A 13,815-nucleotide genomic window follows, 5' to 3' on the forward strand; every position below is an offset into this window, starting at 1 on the left:
TTGGTGTATACATATTATACAAGCTAATATTATTTACGAACAAAGCATTGCAAGGAGATGCATAAGTGCTGGTATCTGCTTTTCAAAAACTCAAACAAAAAATTCGTTTTTCGATTCGTCTTACCGTTGTTGCTGTGTTCGTATTAGCAACCTCACTCACCGCGTTAATTGCCATCAGTTTGCAATATTATTTCAGTGAAAAAATGGCGTTAGAAGCCAGTGTCAAAAACTTTAATTTAGCCACAGGCTCTGTCGCTGATTACCTGACCGGTGTGAACGAAAAATCTGAAAACACTTTAAGTGTGATGGTACAAAACGGTAGTCTTATCAGTGCCAACAATGAAGATAAAAGTGAACTGAGAAATGTCATGAGTGAAATCATGCAGCTCAATCCATTGTTTTATGCTTTATATGTGGGGTATGAAAATGGTGACTTTTACGAATTAATTAATTTAGAGAGTAGTGAAATAGTTCGCCAACAGCTGCAAGCCATCGAAGCTGATCGCTGGGTGGTGATCCATATTACCGGTGAAGGGGCAGATCGAGTTCAGCACACTCATTACTTTGACCAGCAATTTAATTTACGCATCTCTCAAACAAAAGGTACCAGCTATGACCCCCGAGAGCGTTTGTGGTTTAAGCAAGCAAACTCTACCCGTGTCAATAAAACCAAACCATACTTCTTTACCCACCTGCAAGCACCAGGGCAAACCTATTCGATAAAGTCAGCAAGCGAAAATAGTGTGTTGGCGTTAGACGTTAGCTTATCGAGCATTTCAGAGTACCTAAGCAAACAGCAAAGTAAAATGAGCAGCCAGTATTTAAGTGAGCTGTATATTTATAATAAAGAGGGTGAAATTGTCGCCTCTAACCAACAAAAGCATAGCTTACTTCTGCCAACGCTTGAAAAACTCCCTCTGACTGAGGCCCAGCAAAGTGTCTTGGCTAAGTACCCTTATTTAAGTGTTTCAAACGAAACTAATTGGCCGCCAATGGATTTTAGTGTCGGCGGTAACCCCAAAGGCTATAGCATTGATTACATTAATGGCTTGGCCAATATGCTCGGAATTAAAGTGACCTTTATCAATGGGTTTACTTGGTCTGAGTTTTTGAATCAATTTGCTAAAAAAGAAATAGATGTTATTCAGCCTATTTTTAAAACGCCTGCCAATGAGCCGCTTGGTATTATGAGCCAAACCATGGCAACCTTACCATTTAGTATTGTTACTGCACAAGGTACGCCCCCAGTTGTTAGTATGAAGCAGTTGGCGGGTAAGCAGCTTGCAATTGGCGAAGGTTGGTCGGTGATCAAAGTGATCAAAGAGCACTTTCCCGACATCGACATTGTTGAGCTGCCAAGTACAAAAGCGGTACTTGATGCGGTAAGCCAAGGGCGGGTCTTTGCAGGCCTAGATAACGAGGCGGTATTCAAATACACCCAAAAGCAGTTTTTTATTGATGGGGTTCAATATAATCAGCTTGATAGTTACAGCCATGACCTTTTACCCGATACGCTGCATTTACTGTTTCACCCGGAGGATGCAGCGCTTAAAGATTTAATTGATATGGCAATAGAGCAACTGCCAGATTCGTATATTGCAGCACTTGAGCGTAAATGGTTAGGAAGCGACCCCAATCAGCAACCACAAGTGATTGGCACCGTGCCTTACCCTGAATTTTTAACCTTAATTAAAGATAAAACAAACTTTGCCCATTTACGTTTGATGACTCTTAATGGGGTTGAAAAGTACGTATATATCACCCCGCTTTCTGAGATGGGCGATAATAGCGATTTCCTAGCGATAGTGGTGCCCAAAGAAGGTGTATTAAGCTCTACTCGCGAGAAAATTAAGCTGTCAATTTTAATCACTGCGGCATGCTTAATTATGGTTTTACCGGTGTCGTGGTTTTTTGCCTCACCTATCGTTGCACCAATTAAGACCTTAGAGGGCGAAAACTTAAAGATTAAACGGCGTCAATTTGACCAAGTTTCTACGCTAAAAAGCAGTATTAAAGAAATTAACAACCTATCTCGCTCTATGGTGCAAATGAGTCAATCGATTCAGCAACATGAGCAAAAGCAAAAGGCCTTAATGGAGTCATTTATTGAGCTTATCGCACAGGCTATCGATGATAAGTCTCCCTATACAGCAGGGCACTGCGAACGGGTACCAGAGCTTGGCATTATGTTAGCCAAAGCAGCTTCAAACTCAAATGAACATGCTTTTAAAGAGTTTGCGTTTAAAAATAAAGACGAGCTAAGAGAATTTAGTCTCGCAGCGTGGCTACATGACTGCGGTAAAATTACCACGCCAGAGCATATCGTAGATAAAGGCACTAAGTTAGAAACAATATACAACCGTATACACGAAGTGCGTACACGTTTTGAAGTACTTTGGCGAGATGCAGAAATCGCTTATCTAAAAGCATTGCAAGCCACACCCGAAAAGCAGCCAGAGCTTGAGACTGAACTTACTAAACGCCAAGCAGAGCTGCGGAGTGACTTTTCGTTTATCGCTACCTGTAATGTCGGGGGCGAGTTTATGGATGAAGCTAGCCTTGAGCGTTTAGAAACGCTCAGCAATATTACTTGGCAGCGCTATTTTGACGATAAAATAGGCCTTTCACCAGTCGAAGAGCTGCGAGTTCATAGCAATGATGAGCAACTCCCTGTAACTGAAAAGCTACTTTCTGATAAGCCTGAGCATTTGATTGCCCACGATAAACCCATTCACTATGATGAACGGTTAGGGATAAAAGTAGATATTCCAGAGTATAAATATAACTTAGGAGAGTTATATAACTTACAGGTTCAGCGCGGTACTTTAACAAACGAAGACCGATTTAAAATTAATGAGCATATTATTAGTACTATACGTATGCTCGATAATGTTCCGTTTCCTGAAGAATTAACCCGTGTGCCACGTTATGCCTCGACTCACCACGAAACTTTAAAAGGCACGGGGTATCCGCGTAAGTTGTCTGCGGATGATTTATCGATACCTGAACGCGTGTTGGTGCTTGCTGATATATTTGAAGCATTGACCGCAGCCGACAGACCCTACAAAAAAGCCAAACCGCTGAGTGTTGCCATTGATATTTTAGCCAAGATGGTGGCCGATCAGCATGTTGATGAAGATGTATTCAAATTGTTCTTAACGTCAGGTATTTACCTTGAGTATGCAAAGCGCTATTTAAACCCAGAGCAAATTGATGATGTTGATATCGCAAAATACCTGTAACTGAGGGCGGTTGCTTTTACTTTAGGCTGAAAAGTCCGTACAATTCGCCTCGTTTTTAGTGACGCTTTTAACGAGACGAATTCAAGCCGTATGCATCAGATTGCTGACTTAATCACTATTTTTGAAAACACCTTTTATCAAAGTCATAATACACGTTTGATAAAAGGTGATGATGAACCTATTTACCTGCCTGCTGATGAGCAAACGCCTTATCATCAAATTGTATTTGCCCACGGTTTCTATGCCAGCGCCTTGCATGAGATTGCCCATTGGCTGGTGGCAGGAGAGGCACGTCGGTTAAAAGAAGATTATGGTTATTGGTATTGCCCAGATGGCCGTGATAAACACCAGCAAGCTGAATTTGAAGCGGTTGAAGTAAAACCGCAAGCCATTGAGTGGGCGCTCAGTACAGCAGCGGGTTTCGATTTTAATGTATCGGTTGATAATCTTAATGGCGAGCAAACCTGCCGGTTTGATTTTCAGGCGCGGGTTCATCAGCAAGTATTGGATCTATTAGCGTCTGGCTTTAATCAGCGCACAGAGGCGTTACTTAAAGCATTGAGCGATTTTTATAACACCCCATGGCCATTATCCGCTGCACAGTTTACGTGGCAGCGCGATTTTCATAGCAACCCAGGAGTTTTAGCTGATGCAGTTTAAATTAGGTTTGATTGTTAATCCGGTTGCCGGCTTAGGTGGCAGTGTCGCACTCAAGGGCAGTGATGGGGCAGATACCGCAGCAAAGGCAATGCAACTTGGCGCAGAGCCAAAAGCAAACTTACGCACCCGAGCGGCACTTGAGGTTCTGCTTGCACATCAAGATGAGTTAACCATTTACACTGTAAACGGTGAAATGGGTGAGCAAACGGCAAGCCAGCTTGGTTTTAATACTCACGTCATTTACCAAACAAATGAAATCACTACCCCTGATGACACAGAGCAGGCAGCCAAGCTATTGGTCGAGCAAGGTGTCGATCTTATTTTATTTGCTGGTGGTGACGGCACTGCTCGCAACATTTGTCACGCAGTTGGTGATAGCACACCTGTGTTGGGTATTCCTGCTGGCTGTAAAATACACTCTGGTGTTTATGCGATTACTCCAAAGGCAGCAGGTCGCGTTGTCGAAATGCTAGTAAAAGGTGAGCTTGTAAGCCTTGGTGATGCCGATGTGATGGATATCGACGAAGAAGCATTTCGCGAAGGCACGGTAAAAGCTAAGCGCTATGGTGAAATGCAAGTACCTAGTGAAGTGCGATATGTGCAAGCAGTTAAAAATGGCGGCAAAGAAACGGATGAATTAGTCCTTGCTGATATTGCGGTCTATGTTGTTAGTGAAATGGATGAAGACTGTTTATATGTGATGGGCAGTGGTTCAACCGTGGCTGCAATAATGGAAGAAATGGGCCTTGAGAATACCTTGTTAGGTGTTGATTTAGTGGCTGATCAAGAACTCGTTGCACAGGATTTAACGGCTCAGCAATTACTTGAGCTTACCGAAGGTAAAGCGACTAAATTAGTGATTACCTTAATTGGTGGCCAAGGCCATATATTCGGCAGAGGAAATCAGCAATTAAGCCCTGCACTTATTCGTGCTATTGGTCGTGACAATATTATTGTAGTGGCGACTAAAACTAAATTACAGGCCTTAAATGGCCGACCGCTGATTGCCGATACCGGCGATAGTGAGTTAGACGATGAATTAAGTGGTTATATACGCGTAACCACCGGTTTTAATGACCATATTATGTATGCAGTGGGTCATCAAGATGGGCTGCACCCAGAGGAGAAGTAACAATGAGTTTAGTAAGTTATATTGATGCAGCGCAGCAATATTTTGATGATTTAGTTGATAAAGCGACTGACGACGAACTGTTTGCGGGTGGCTATTTACGTGGTCACTTTGACTTAGCGGTAGGTTATGCACAAGTAGAAGAATTAAACTTGTCAATTGAGGAACTTAACAATCAAGTAGAATCAAGCTTAGTTAAAGCTTACCGCAATGGTGAGCTAAACGAAGAAGATAAAGAGCTTGTTGTGCGTCTGTGGGATGAAGTTAAAGCGCTAGCAGCTTAGCTTAGTATCTAAACCAAATTTATAAAGCGACCTGTGTCGCTTTTTTTACAGCTAGACCTTAGCTTTATCAGTAAAGCTATTAACTTAAAATTTACCTTATTACTTAGATACGTTAAGGTTAACGAGAATTTTTTCTAGGGAATTTGAAAATGAATAACAATAATGATGTGCAAGCACAAAGCGGTGCGATAGCACGTTTTCTAAATACGATTGAAAGGGTGGGTAATAAACTGCCCGATCCGGCGATTATCTTCTTAGTCGCTATGCTATTAATTTGGTTTTTATCTTGGCTCTTTTCGGGCACCACATTTGACGCTATAGACCCACGCACAGGCGAAGCCATAGTTGTAAATAACTTACTTGCGGGTGATTCATTAGCCACCTTCTTATCGTCGATGGTGAAAACATTTACCAGCTTCGCCCCGCTTGGTGTGGTACTGGTTGCTATGTTAGGTGTCGGGGTTGCTGAGCATTCAGGCTTCATCAACACTGGCCTCAAATTAATGTTAAAAGTAACGCCAAAACAGCTTTTAACGCCTTCTATTATTTTAGTGGCGATTGTCAGTCATACCGCCACTGATGCCGGTTATGTATTAGTTATCCCATTGGCTGGGGTTATTTTCTATGCGATGGGTCGTCACCCGCTTGCCGGTATTGCTGCAGCCTTTGCAGGGGTAAGTGGTGGCTTTAGCGCAAACTTTATTCCATCAGGCATTGACCCGTTACTACAAAGCTTTACCCAAAGTGCGGCGCAAATTATTAATCCTGATATGGCAATAAACCCGCTTAATAACTGGTTTTTTACCTCGGCTTCGAGCCTATTTATTATCTTATTAGGCTGGTATATCACAGATAAAATCATCGAGCCGCGCTTACAAAACACGCCACTTGATGGTGACACACAAGATTTACCTGCCTTTGATGAAGCGCGCAGTGATGAAAAACGAGCGTTTTATATTGCAAGCACAGTGATGATTGCAGGCCTTGCTTTACTTTGGTTTGTTTCGGCCCCAGCCGATTCAGCAATGCGAAGCAGCGATGGCTCATTAACTAACTTCCGCTCACCGTTAATGCAATCAATTGTACCGCTTATTTTCTTGCTGTTTTGGATCCCAGGTGCCGTCTACGGTTTTGCAGTGGGTACCTTCAAAAGTTCTAAAGATATGATAGATGCCATGAGTAAAGCCATGAGCGGTATGGCTTACTATATTGTTATGGCGTTCTTCTGTGCGTTATTTATTGCCGCATTTAGTAAATCAAACCTTGGCGCATTACTTGCGATTGAAGGTGCAGAGCTACTAAAAGCAATGGCACTGCCAAGCTCAGTCACTGTGGTAGGTATTATCTTCTTAACGGCATTCGTGAACCTATTTGTTGGCTCAAGCTCAGCAAAATGGGCGCTGTTAGGGCCAATCTTTGTTCCAATGTTGATGCAACTGGGCATTTCACCTGATTTAACGCAAGCTGCGTATCGTGTAGGTGACTCAAGCTCGAATATCATCACGCCACTGATGCCATACTTCCCACTGGTTGTAGTGTACTGTCAGAAGTATGTTAAAGGCACAGGTATCGGCACATTAATCGCGATGATGTTACCGTATTCAATCGCCTTTTTAATAGGTTGGAGCATCTTCTTACTCGCGTACTGGGGCTTAGGTATCCCACTAGGTCTACAATCAAGCTACGCATATCCAGCCATCGGTTCATAATGATTAAGTTGTAAAGCCTCAGCAATCCAGCTTGAGGCTTTAAAAACTGCGGTCTGGTAGCTGACAGCTTTACTTTAGACACAAAAAAACCTTGTCACTCGCATGACAAGGTTTTTTTATTGCTTACAGCTTACATTAGTTAGCTGTGAAGCTCACTGGACGACGCTCTTTACGAGGGCCACCACGTTTTTCACCACGGTCTTTGAAGTTACGCTTTTTATCACCACGGTCACCACTTGGGCGTTCTGCGCGAGGAGCAGCAGGACCTTGATCTTGTGTTAGCGTCATATTCATCGGACGTTTACAGATAAATACCTTTTGGAAGTGATCAAGCACATCTTTTGGCATGTTCTGTGGTAACTGTACTGTGCTGTGGCTGTCGTGTAAGCGAATATCACCAATAAACTTGCTTGAGATATCAGCTTCGTTAGCAATCGCACCAACAATGTTTTTAACTTGTACACCGTGCTCGCGACCTACTTCGATACGGTAAGTATCCATAGGACCCATGCTGCGGCTGTTGCGCTCACGCGGCTCGCGCGGTTCACGAGGTTTACGCTCGCGTGCAGAACGCTCACCACCACGATCACCACGTTCGTTGCGACGACGGTCGCCACGTTCGCTGCGTTCGCCACGCGGTTGAACTTTAACTTCTTCAACCTTGATTGGTGATTGTTGCTGCGCTAAACAAAGTAACGCACCTGCTAAGTCTTCAGTACTTAACTCAAGTTTTTCAGCCATGTTAGCAGCTACTTGATTAAAGAACGTAATGTCTTTGTTTTCAAGCGCAATTGTTAACTTGTCTTGAAGTGCTTTAATACGCTTTTCTTCAACGACTTTTGCAGTTGGCAAATCAACTTGCGCGATCTCTGATTTCGTATGACGAATGATATTTTTAAGTAAATAACGCTCGTTGTGTTTTACGAAAAGAATCGCTTTACCTGTACGACCTGCACGACCTGTACGGCCGATACGGTGAACGTAGGCTTCAGAGTCTTGCGGGATATCGTAGTTGATAACTAAGCTTAAACGGTCTACATCAAGACCACGTGCAGCAACGTCTGTTGCAATAACGATATCAACTAGGCCGTTTTTCAAACGGTCTACTGTACGTTCACGTGCTTGTTGGTTCATGTCACCATTAAGTGGTGCCGCAGAGAAACCTTCGCGCTCAAGTAATTCAGCTAACTGTACCGTGTCGTTACGCGTACGTACGAAAACAATTGCACCATCGTATTCTTCAGCTTCTAAGAAGCGAACGATTGCTTTGTTTTTGTGCACATGTGCATTCCAAAATACTTGCTCAACTGTTGATACAGTTGAGTTACGAGCAGAAATATGAACTTGCTCAGGCTCATTCATGTACTTGCTGCTAATATTTTGGATTTGCTTAGGCATGGTCGCAGAGAAAAGACATGTTTGCTTTTCACGTGGCGTTTTCTCCATGATGCTTTCTACATCATCAATGAAGCCCATGCGTAACATTTCGTCTGCTTCATCAAGAACAAGGGCTTGTAAGCTCTCAAACTTGATTGTGCCACGGTTAATGTGGTCAATTAAGCGGCCCGGCGTTGCAACAATAATTTGCGCGCCACGACGAAGTGCACTTAGTTGGATGCTGTAGCTTTGGCCACCATATAGGGCTAAAACTTCCACACCACGAGTATGCTTAGCATATTGTTCGAATGCCTCAGCTACTTGGATCGCAAGTTCACGCGTAGGCGTTAAAACAAGGATCTGTGGCTGCTTCACAGACGGGTCAATATTATTTAGTAACGGCAGTGCAAATGCTGCTGTTTTACCTGTACCCGTTTGCGCTAGTCCCAGTACGTCCTTTCTTTCTAGCAATAACGGTATACATTGAGCTTGGATTTCAGATGGAGTCTTGTAACCCAACTCTTCAACTGCTTTAAGGATTGCAGGAGAAAGATTTAGAGATTCAAACGTGACTGGTTCTGACATTAATACGCCTCAACGAATTTAAAGAGGCGCGCATTGTATAGGAAATACAAGGCAATTGCTTGTATAAATTACAACTAATTTGTATGTGGTTGATGTTGGTCATAATTTAATCAATTTAAATTTGTAAAAATCAACCACGTTTACAATTTATTGATATAACCCTAAATTTTCTTTAGCGTATGCTTCGAACTCAGTGAAGCCACCAATGTGGGCTTGGTCAATAAAAATCTGTGGTACGGTTGGGCAAGGTTTGCCAGCAGACTGCTCTAAATCTGCTTTGCTGATCCCCTCTTTGATGATATCGATATAGCGGTATTTAAAATCATCACGCTCATTAGCTAGTTTTTCAGCAACGTCTTTTGCACGTACACAGTATGGGCAGCCTTCACGGCCAAAAATTACAGTTAACATATCGCTCTCCTCGATGGTTTATCTGGTTATCATCTTAACGAATTAAATGAATAAAAACAGTGCATAAAATCGATTGTATTGTTCTATTTTTTCTCAGCAAATGTGATTGAGCTAATCAAGTGTGCGTATTCTGAGGCCAAGTTCTGTTGAGTAACCCATAGAATGCGCAGTGATAGCCAACTGCTCATCAATAACATAATAAGTTGGGTAGGCACTGATTTTATAATCTTGGCCTGTACTTTTACTGCCAAGTAACACAGGCATGGTTAATTCGAGTGAATCAGTAAACTGTTTTACTTCAGTAATATTCTTATAATCGAGGGCAATCGCTATCGCATTTAACTTACCTTGCTGATAGGCAGTTTCTAAATTTGGCATACTGTAGCGGCAAATTGAGCACCATGGCGCAAAGAAATACACCACTGTTTGCTTTCCTTGTAATTGTGCAATGGTCATCCGCTCTGTCGGGTCTTTTAACGTGGCCAAATTAAAATAGGGGGCAGGGGTTTTATCAGTTGAGAGTAAATTTCGCTGCTGAAATGTGGTCACGGCATACACAATGACTGCCATTAACACGACATTTTTTAGCACACTTAAAAATTTTTTTAAAAAAGTTGGATTTTTTTTCATTGTTATTTTGTACGTGGTTAGCCCTTTAAAATCAACTTATTCAGACCAGTTTGAGAGCACTTAACTTTCATTTATTTTAAAAAAATTGCAATTTTTTTTGCTAAAAATCTTGAAAAGAATTTACCCGCCCATAAATAGTTTAGTGAGGACGCCTGATGGGTCCCAAACAAACTAAAGTAATTGAAATATATAATATTAATTTAACTTTGTTAGCGCTGGTTCAATAGAAGAGCACTAACAAAATATCGCTTAAATATGAGGATATAATTATGCGTACAGTAGACTTATCACCACTTTATCGTTCATTCATCGGCTTCGATCATTTAGCATCATTAATGGATGCGGCAGCTCGTACAGACAAGCAGCCAAGTTTTCCTCCGTATAACATCGAAGCACTCGATAAAGACAAATATCGTATCACTATGGCTGTTGCCGGTTTTAGTGAAAGTGAATTGACCATCGAGTCAGAAAACAACACATTAAAAGTCAGTGGCACAAAAGCTGACAAAGAAGACAATGCAGAGCGTAAGTTCATTCATCAAGGCATTGCAGAGCGTAACTTTGAACGTAAGTTCCAATTAGGCGACCACGTTAAAGTACTAGGCGCTGACCTTGAAAACGGCTTACTAAGTATCGATTTACAACGTGAAATTCCAGAAGCTCTGAAACCACGTAAAATCGAAATTGGTAATGGTAAATTACTCGAGAATAAGTAATTTTATACTTATCAACAAAGCATTGTTTCCCTAGTTATTTGTTAGTAATAAGCCGCCTCAATTGAGGCGGCTTTTTTATTACAGCTTTTCTAAATTATTTAAACACCAGTTGGCTCGCTCAAGCGTCGCTTGCTGAAGAGCTTCATCTTGTTTATACCAGTTTTTATAGATCATACCGATCCGAGGGTTTTGCGATAACTGTTCCTCATGCTCTAACATAAAGTGCCAATATAAACTGTTAAATGGACACGCATCGTCAGTGGTTTTCTCTTTTACTTTGTAGCTGCAGTGTTTGCAGTAATCACTCATTTTATTAATGTAATTGCCACTAGCAGCATAGGGTTTAGTGGCAATTAACCCACCATCAGCAAACTGACTCATTCCCCGAGTATTGGGCATTTCAACCCATTCAATAGCATCGATGTAAATACCTAGATACCATGCATCAACTTCAGTTGGCTCGATTGCGGTCAATAAGCAAAAATTCCCAGTGACCATTAAGCGTTGTATGTGATGGGCATAAGCTGTTTCAAGGCTTTGTTTGATGGCATGCTGCATACAATTCATGTTTGTTTTACCATGCCAAAAATACTCTGGCAGGGAACGCTGTGCATTTAAGTGATTTTTTTCACTGTATTGAGGCATATTCTGCCAGTAAATCCCTCTTACATACTCGCGCCAGCCGAGGATTTGTCTAATGAATCCTTCAACTTGCGCAATATCTATATCATCAGTATGTTGCTCGTAGGTGTCTAACACTTGTTTAATGACTTGCATCGGATGTAGCATCTTGGTGTTAAGAGCAAATGACAAGCGGCTATGATACAAAGACCATTGATGCTGTGAATTGCAGGTCATTGCGTCTTGAAATTGGCCAAAATGGGGCAGCAGGTTTTCACAAAAAAAACGCAGCAGTTGTTTGGCATCATTACGTGTAGTTGGCCACAGCAAAGTTTTTCCGCATTCGCCGAAGGTATTTACTTTATGTTTTTCGATACGTTTTAAGATGTGGCTCACGTCATGGCTAAAACATAATGGAGCTGGGATTTTATCAAGGTCGTTTTGTTTTAACTTATTTCTGTTTTGCTGGTCAAAATTCCATTGCCCACCGCAAGGTTGGTTATCGTCGTCTATGAGAATATTAAAGCGCTTTCGCATTGCACGATAGAAAAATTCCATTTTGACGTGTTTATCTTTTTTAAAGTGCGTAATTATATCTTCAAACGGCAGTAGAAAGTGCTCTGTATCATAGCTTTTGACGTCTAAATCACTTTGCTCAGCAAATTCTGACATTTGTTTTCTTAGTCTGAACTCATCAGGGTATTGATATTCAATAGTGCTGCATTGATAGTGTTTGGCCAGTCGGGTCAATAATTCACACAAGGTGCTGTCATCTTTTGTATCATCAAGCGTAAGGTGTAGGCAATTTAACCCGACTTTATCAAGCGCCTTAGCAAAGTTTTCCATGGCTGCGAAAAATGCAGCTACCTTTTGGATATGGTGCTTCACATAGTTTGTTTCTTGTTTTAATTCGGCAACAACATATAGTATATGTTGTTGATCTTGCTCTTTGTACCAGCTGTGGTTGGCGTTTAGCTGGTCGCCAAAAATAAATCGGATGGTAGAAAATTGCACGCTGTGTATACCCAGTCTGAGGTAAATTATTCTTTACGACGTAAACCTGAATATCGATCTATTATAGAGTATGAATAGCTATTAGGGTGTTACCATTTAATTGATGTGCACCACTACGGAAGGTGAAATATGAATAATAATGTCATTCAATTAGTAATTGCCATCACAGGGGTGTTGGCAAGTTCAATTGCAAATGCGGCCATTTACAAGTGCGAGCATGATGGTACTGTTGAATTTAGTCAGCAACCATGTGGTGTTGATGCAAAGCTGATAGTTATCGAAGACCATCAGCTTCAAACTAACCCTAACTCAGTACCTAAACCTGTCGCACTTGCTAAGCAAAATGATGAGCTTGATAGATATATTCGTTTGAAACAAATCGCTGTGAAAAAGGCTGAGCATTTCGATAAGATAGATACCTTTACCGCGCGATTAAATAGTGAAATAGCTGCATTGAATAATCAGGCAGATGAGTACTTTCGCTCTTCATTTGGAGCAAAAAAGGCAGCCGCAGTAGCTGAACAAATGACTGCTGTTTCAGAGCGTTATAATTTATTAATCGATAATGAACAACGTAATATTGATAGGTTAAATGCAGAGCAAGCTAGCTTAGAGTCAACGCTATCAAAGACTGAAAACACCGAGATTGATAGCTATATTCGTAGTGAACAGATCAAGCGAAAAATGACTGAACACAAGAACAAGATAGACAGCTATTACGATGAATTGAATCAACAGATAGCCAAATTACAACAGCAAGCTGATAAACAGGCAATTAATCTTAGTACTGTGAATAAAGATTATGCGTTGTCCGCCAAAATGAGTGCAGTAACTAAAAAGTACAATACTCTAATTGCAGTAGAACAACGCCAATTAGACAGATTGAGTAATGAGCTGGTTAAATTATGAGGTTCGTCTTACTGCGAAATTATCTTGCAGTGGTATGACATTGCTGTATGAAAACAAATAGCACTTAACGATATTTGCAAAAAGGCGAGTTGCTAATTGCCACGCATCTTTAAGTTGTTCACTCATAGGTTCTTGCATTGATTCAACGGTTTTCATAAAAGCATTCGTTAAATTATCTATATCTTGACTTGTTACGTTTAAAAAACTGAGGTTGTTGGCTAAGTATTCTATGAAAGGTGTTACTTGTTTCAAATCATCTAAGTGCATGACAACTTTATTCAAAGCACAAAAAAGCAGATAACTACGCCTATTAATACTTTCTTGACTGGGCAGGGTCATGTGTAAACTATGCTTATTGGCCAGTGTGTGGAACTGTAAAGTAAATTGATGGAAATTAGGTTTTAAATGTTTAATGTTTTGCTGTAAAAGCCTTTTTTGTGCAGTGGATAAACTCATCGCAGCTCACTTATATAGTCTTGGCTATAGGTTGTTCTTATTATATGACTTAATATAGACCAGATTTAATAA

The 13,815-nt window shown here is 41.2% G+C and carries 12 protein-coding genes; 7 read left to right on the plus strand and 5 right to left on the minus strand.

Features of this window, described 5'->3' with window-relative positions:
* The first annotated feature begins 65 nt into the window (after positions 1 to 65).
* The 5 genes from AAEU31_RS01390 to AAEU31_RS01410 all read left to right on the plus strand — a co-directional run bounded on the left by AAEU31_RS01390 (position 66) and on the right by AAEU31_RS01410 (position 7,024).
* Positions 66 to 3,242, plus strand: a complete 3,177-nt coding sequence (locus tag AAEU31_RS01390) for an HD domain-containing phosphohydrolase (protein ID WP_421966210.1) — start codon at positions 66 to 68, stop codon at positions 3,240 to 3,242.
* A 90-nt stretch (positions 3,243 to 3,332) separates the two neighbouring features.
* The gene (locus AAEU31_RS01395) at positions 3,333 to 3,902 is read left to right on the plus strand and encodes an elongation factor P hydroxylase (protein WP_135923945.1); all 570 of its coding nucleotides are present in this window, start codon (positions 3,333 to 3,335) and stop codon (positions 3,900 to 3,902) included.
* Entirely contained in the window at positions 3,892 to 5,034 is a 1,143-nt protein-coding gene (locus AAEU31_RS01400) for an ATP-NAD kinase family protein (protein ID WP_421966211.1), read from the plus strand. The genes AAEU31_RS01395 and AAEU31_RS01400 overlap by 11 nt, the downstream gene beginning before the upstream one ends.
* Before the next feature lie 2 nt (positions 5,035 to 5,036).
* On the plus strand, positions 5,037 to 5,315 hold the full coding sequence (locus AAEU31_RS01405; protein ID WP_135923947.1) for a YfcL family protein: 279 nt from the start codon (positions 5,037 to 5,039) through the stop codon (positions 5,313 to 5,315).
* A 149-nt stretch (positions 5,316 to 5,464) separates the two neighbouring features.
* Entirely contained in the window at positions 5,465 to 7,024 is a 1,560-nt protein-coding gene (locus tag AAEU31_RS01410; protein WP_135923948.1) for an AbgT family transporter, read from the plus strand.
* Positions 7,025 to 7,159: 135 nt separating this feature from the next.
* Here AAEU31_RS01410 and AAEU31_RS01415 read toward each other — a convergent pair whose 3' ends face one another.
* The 3 genes from AAEU31_RS01415 to AAEU31_RS01425 form a co-directional block, all read right to left on the minus strand.
* The gene (locus AAEU31_RS01415; RefSeq protein ID WP_199527854.1) at positions 7,160 to 8,986 is read right to left on the minus strand and encodes a DEAD/DEAH box helicase; all 1,827 of its coding nucleotides are present in this window, start codon (positions 8,984 to 8,986) and stop codon (positions 7,160 to 7,162) included.
* 147 nt (positions 8,987 to 9,133) lie between these two features.
* The gene (locus AAEU31_RS01420) at positions 9,134 to 9,397 is read right to left on the minus strand and encodes a GrxA family glutaredoxin (RefSeq protein ID WP_054553185.1); all 264 of its coding nucleotides are present in this window, start codon (positions 9,395 to 9,397) and stop codon (positions 9,134 to 9,136) included.
* A 111-nt stretch (positions 9,398 to 9,508) separates the two neighbouring features.
* Positions 9,509 to 9,967 (minus strand): TlpA family protein disulfide reductase, encoded by a 459-nt coding sequence (locus AAEU31_RS01425; protein WP_421966212.1) that lies wholly within the window; start codon positions 9,965 to 9,967, stop codon positions 9,509 to 9,511.
* A gap of 329 nt (positions 9,968 to 10,296) precedes the next feature.
* Here AAEU31_RS01425 and AAEU31_RS01430 point away from each other — a divergent pair, with 329 nt between their 5' ends.
* Positions 10,297 to 10,743 carry an Hsp20 family protein gene (locus AAEU31_RS01430; RefSeq protein WP_135923951.1) on the plus strand — a complete coding sequence of 149 codons (447 nt, stop codon included), beginning with the start codon at positions 10,297 to 10,299 and terminating at the stop codon, positions 10,741 to 10,743.
* Between the two features lie 78 nt (positions 10,744 to 10,821).
* Here the strand turns inward: AAEU31_RS01430 and AAEU31_RS01435 are convergent, their stop codons facing one another.
* Positions 10,822 to 12,378 (minus strand): cryptochrome/photolyase family protein, encoded by a 1,557-nt coding sequence (locus AAEU31_RS01435; RefSeq protein WP_421966213.1) that lies wholly within the window; start codon positions 12,376 to 12,378, stop codon positions 10,822 to 10,824.
* A gap of 129 nt (positions 12,379 to 12,507) precedes the next feature.
* On the opposite strand from AAEU31_RS01435, the gene AAEU31_RS01440 reads away from it, so the two are divergent.
* Positions 12,508 to 13,287 carry a DUF4124 domain-containing protein gene (locus AAEU31_RS01440; RefSeq protein ID WP_421966214.1) on the plus strand — a complete coding sequence of 260 codons (780 nt, stop codon included), beginning with the start codon at positions 12,508 to 12,510 and terminating at the stop codon, positions 13,285 to 13,287.
* Here the strand turns inward: AAEU31_RS01440 and AAEU31_RS01445 are convergent.
* Positions 13,282 to 13,743 (minus strand): globin, encoded by a 462-nt coding sequence (locus AAEU31_RS01445; protein WP_135923954.1) that lies wholly within the window; start codon positions 13,741 to 13,743, stop codon positions 13,282 to 13,284. The genes AAEU31_RS01440 and AAEU31_RS01445 overlap by 6 nt on opposite strands.
* Positions 13,744 to 13,815 lie beyond the last annotated feature (72 nt).

This window comes from Pseudoalteromonas thalassia (assembly GCF_049257215.1).
GTDB lineage: Bacteria > Pseudomonadota > Gammaproteobacteria > Enterobacterales > Alteromonadaceae > Pseudoalteromonas > Pseudoalteromonas lipolytica_C.

Coding starts and splice junctions, on each gene's coding strand:
- AAEU31_RS01445 (WP_135923954.1), bottom strand. CDS start 13,743: ATGAGTTTATCCACTGCACAAAAAAGGCTTTTACAGCAAAACATTAAA.
- AAEU31_RS01410 (WP_135923948.1), top strand. CDS start 5,465: ATGAATAACAATAATGATGTGCAAGCACAAAGCGGTGCGATAGCACGT.
- AAEU31_RS01400 (WP_421966211.1), top strand. CDS start 3,892: ATGCAGTTTAAATTAGGTTTGATTGTTAATCCGGTTGCCGGCTTAGGT.
- AAEU31_RS01420 (WP_054553185.1), bottom strand. CDS start 9,397: ATGTTAACTGTAATTTTTGGCCGTGAAGGCTGCCCATACTGTGTACGT.
- AAEU31_RS01440 (WP_421966214.1), top strand. CDS start 12,508: ATGAATAATAATGTCATTCAATTAGTAATTGCCATCACAGGGGTGTTG.
- AAEU31_RS01395 (WP_135923945.1), top strand. CDS start 3,333: ATGCATCAGATTGCTGACTTAATCACTATTTTTGAAAACACCTTTTAT.
- AAEU31_RS01425 (WP_421966212.1), bottom strand. CDS start 9,967: ATGGCAGTCATTGTGTATGCCGTGACCACATTTCAGCAGCGAAATTTA.
- AAEU31_RS01405 (WP_135923947.1), top strand. CDS start 5,037: ATGAGTTTAGTAAGTTATATTGATGCAGCGCAGCAATATTTTGATGAT.
- AAEU31_RS01415 (WP_199527854.1), bottom strand. CDS start 8,986: ATGTCAGAACCAGTCACGTTTGAATCTCTAAATCTTTCTCCTGCAATC.
- AAEU31_RS01430 (WP_135923951.1), top strand. CDS start 10,297: ATGCGTACAGTAGACTTATCACCACTTTATCGTTCATTCATCGGCTTC.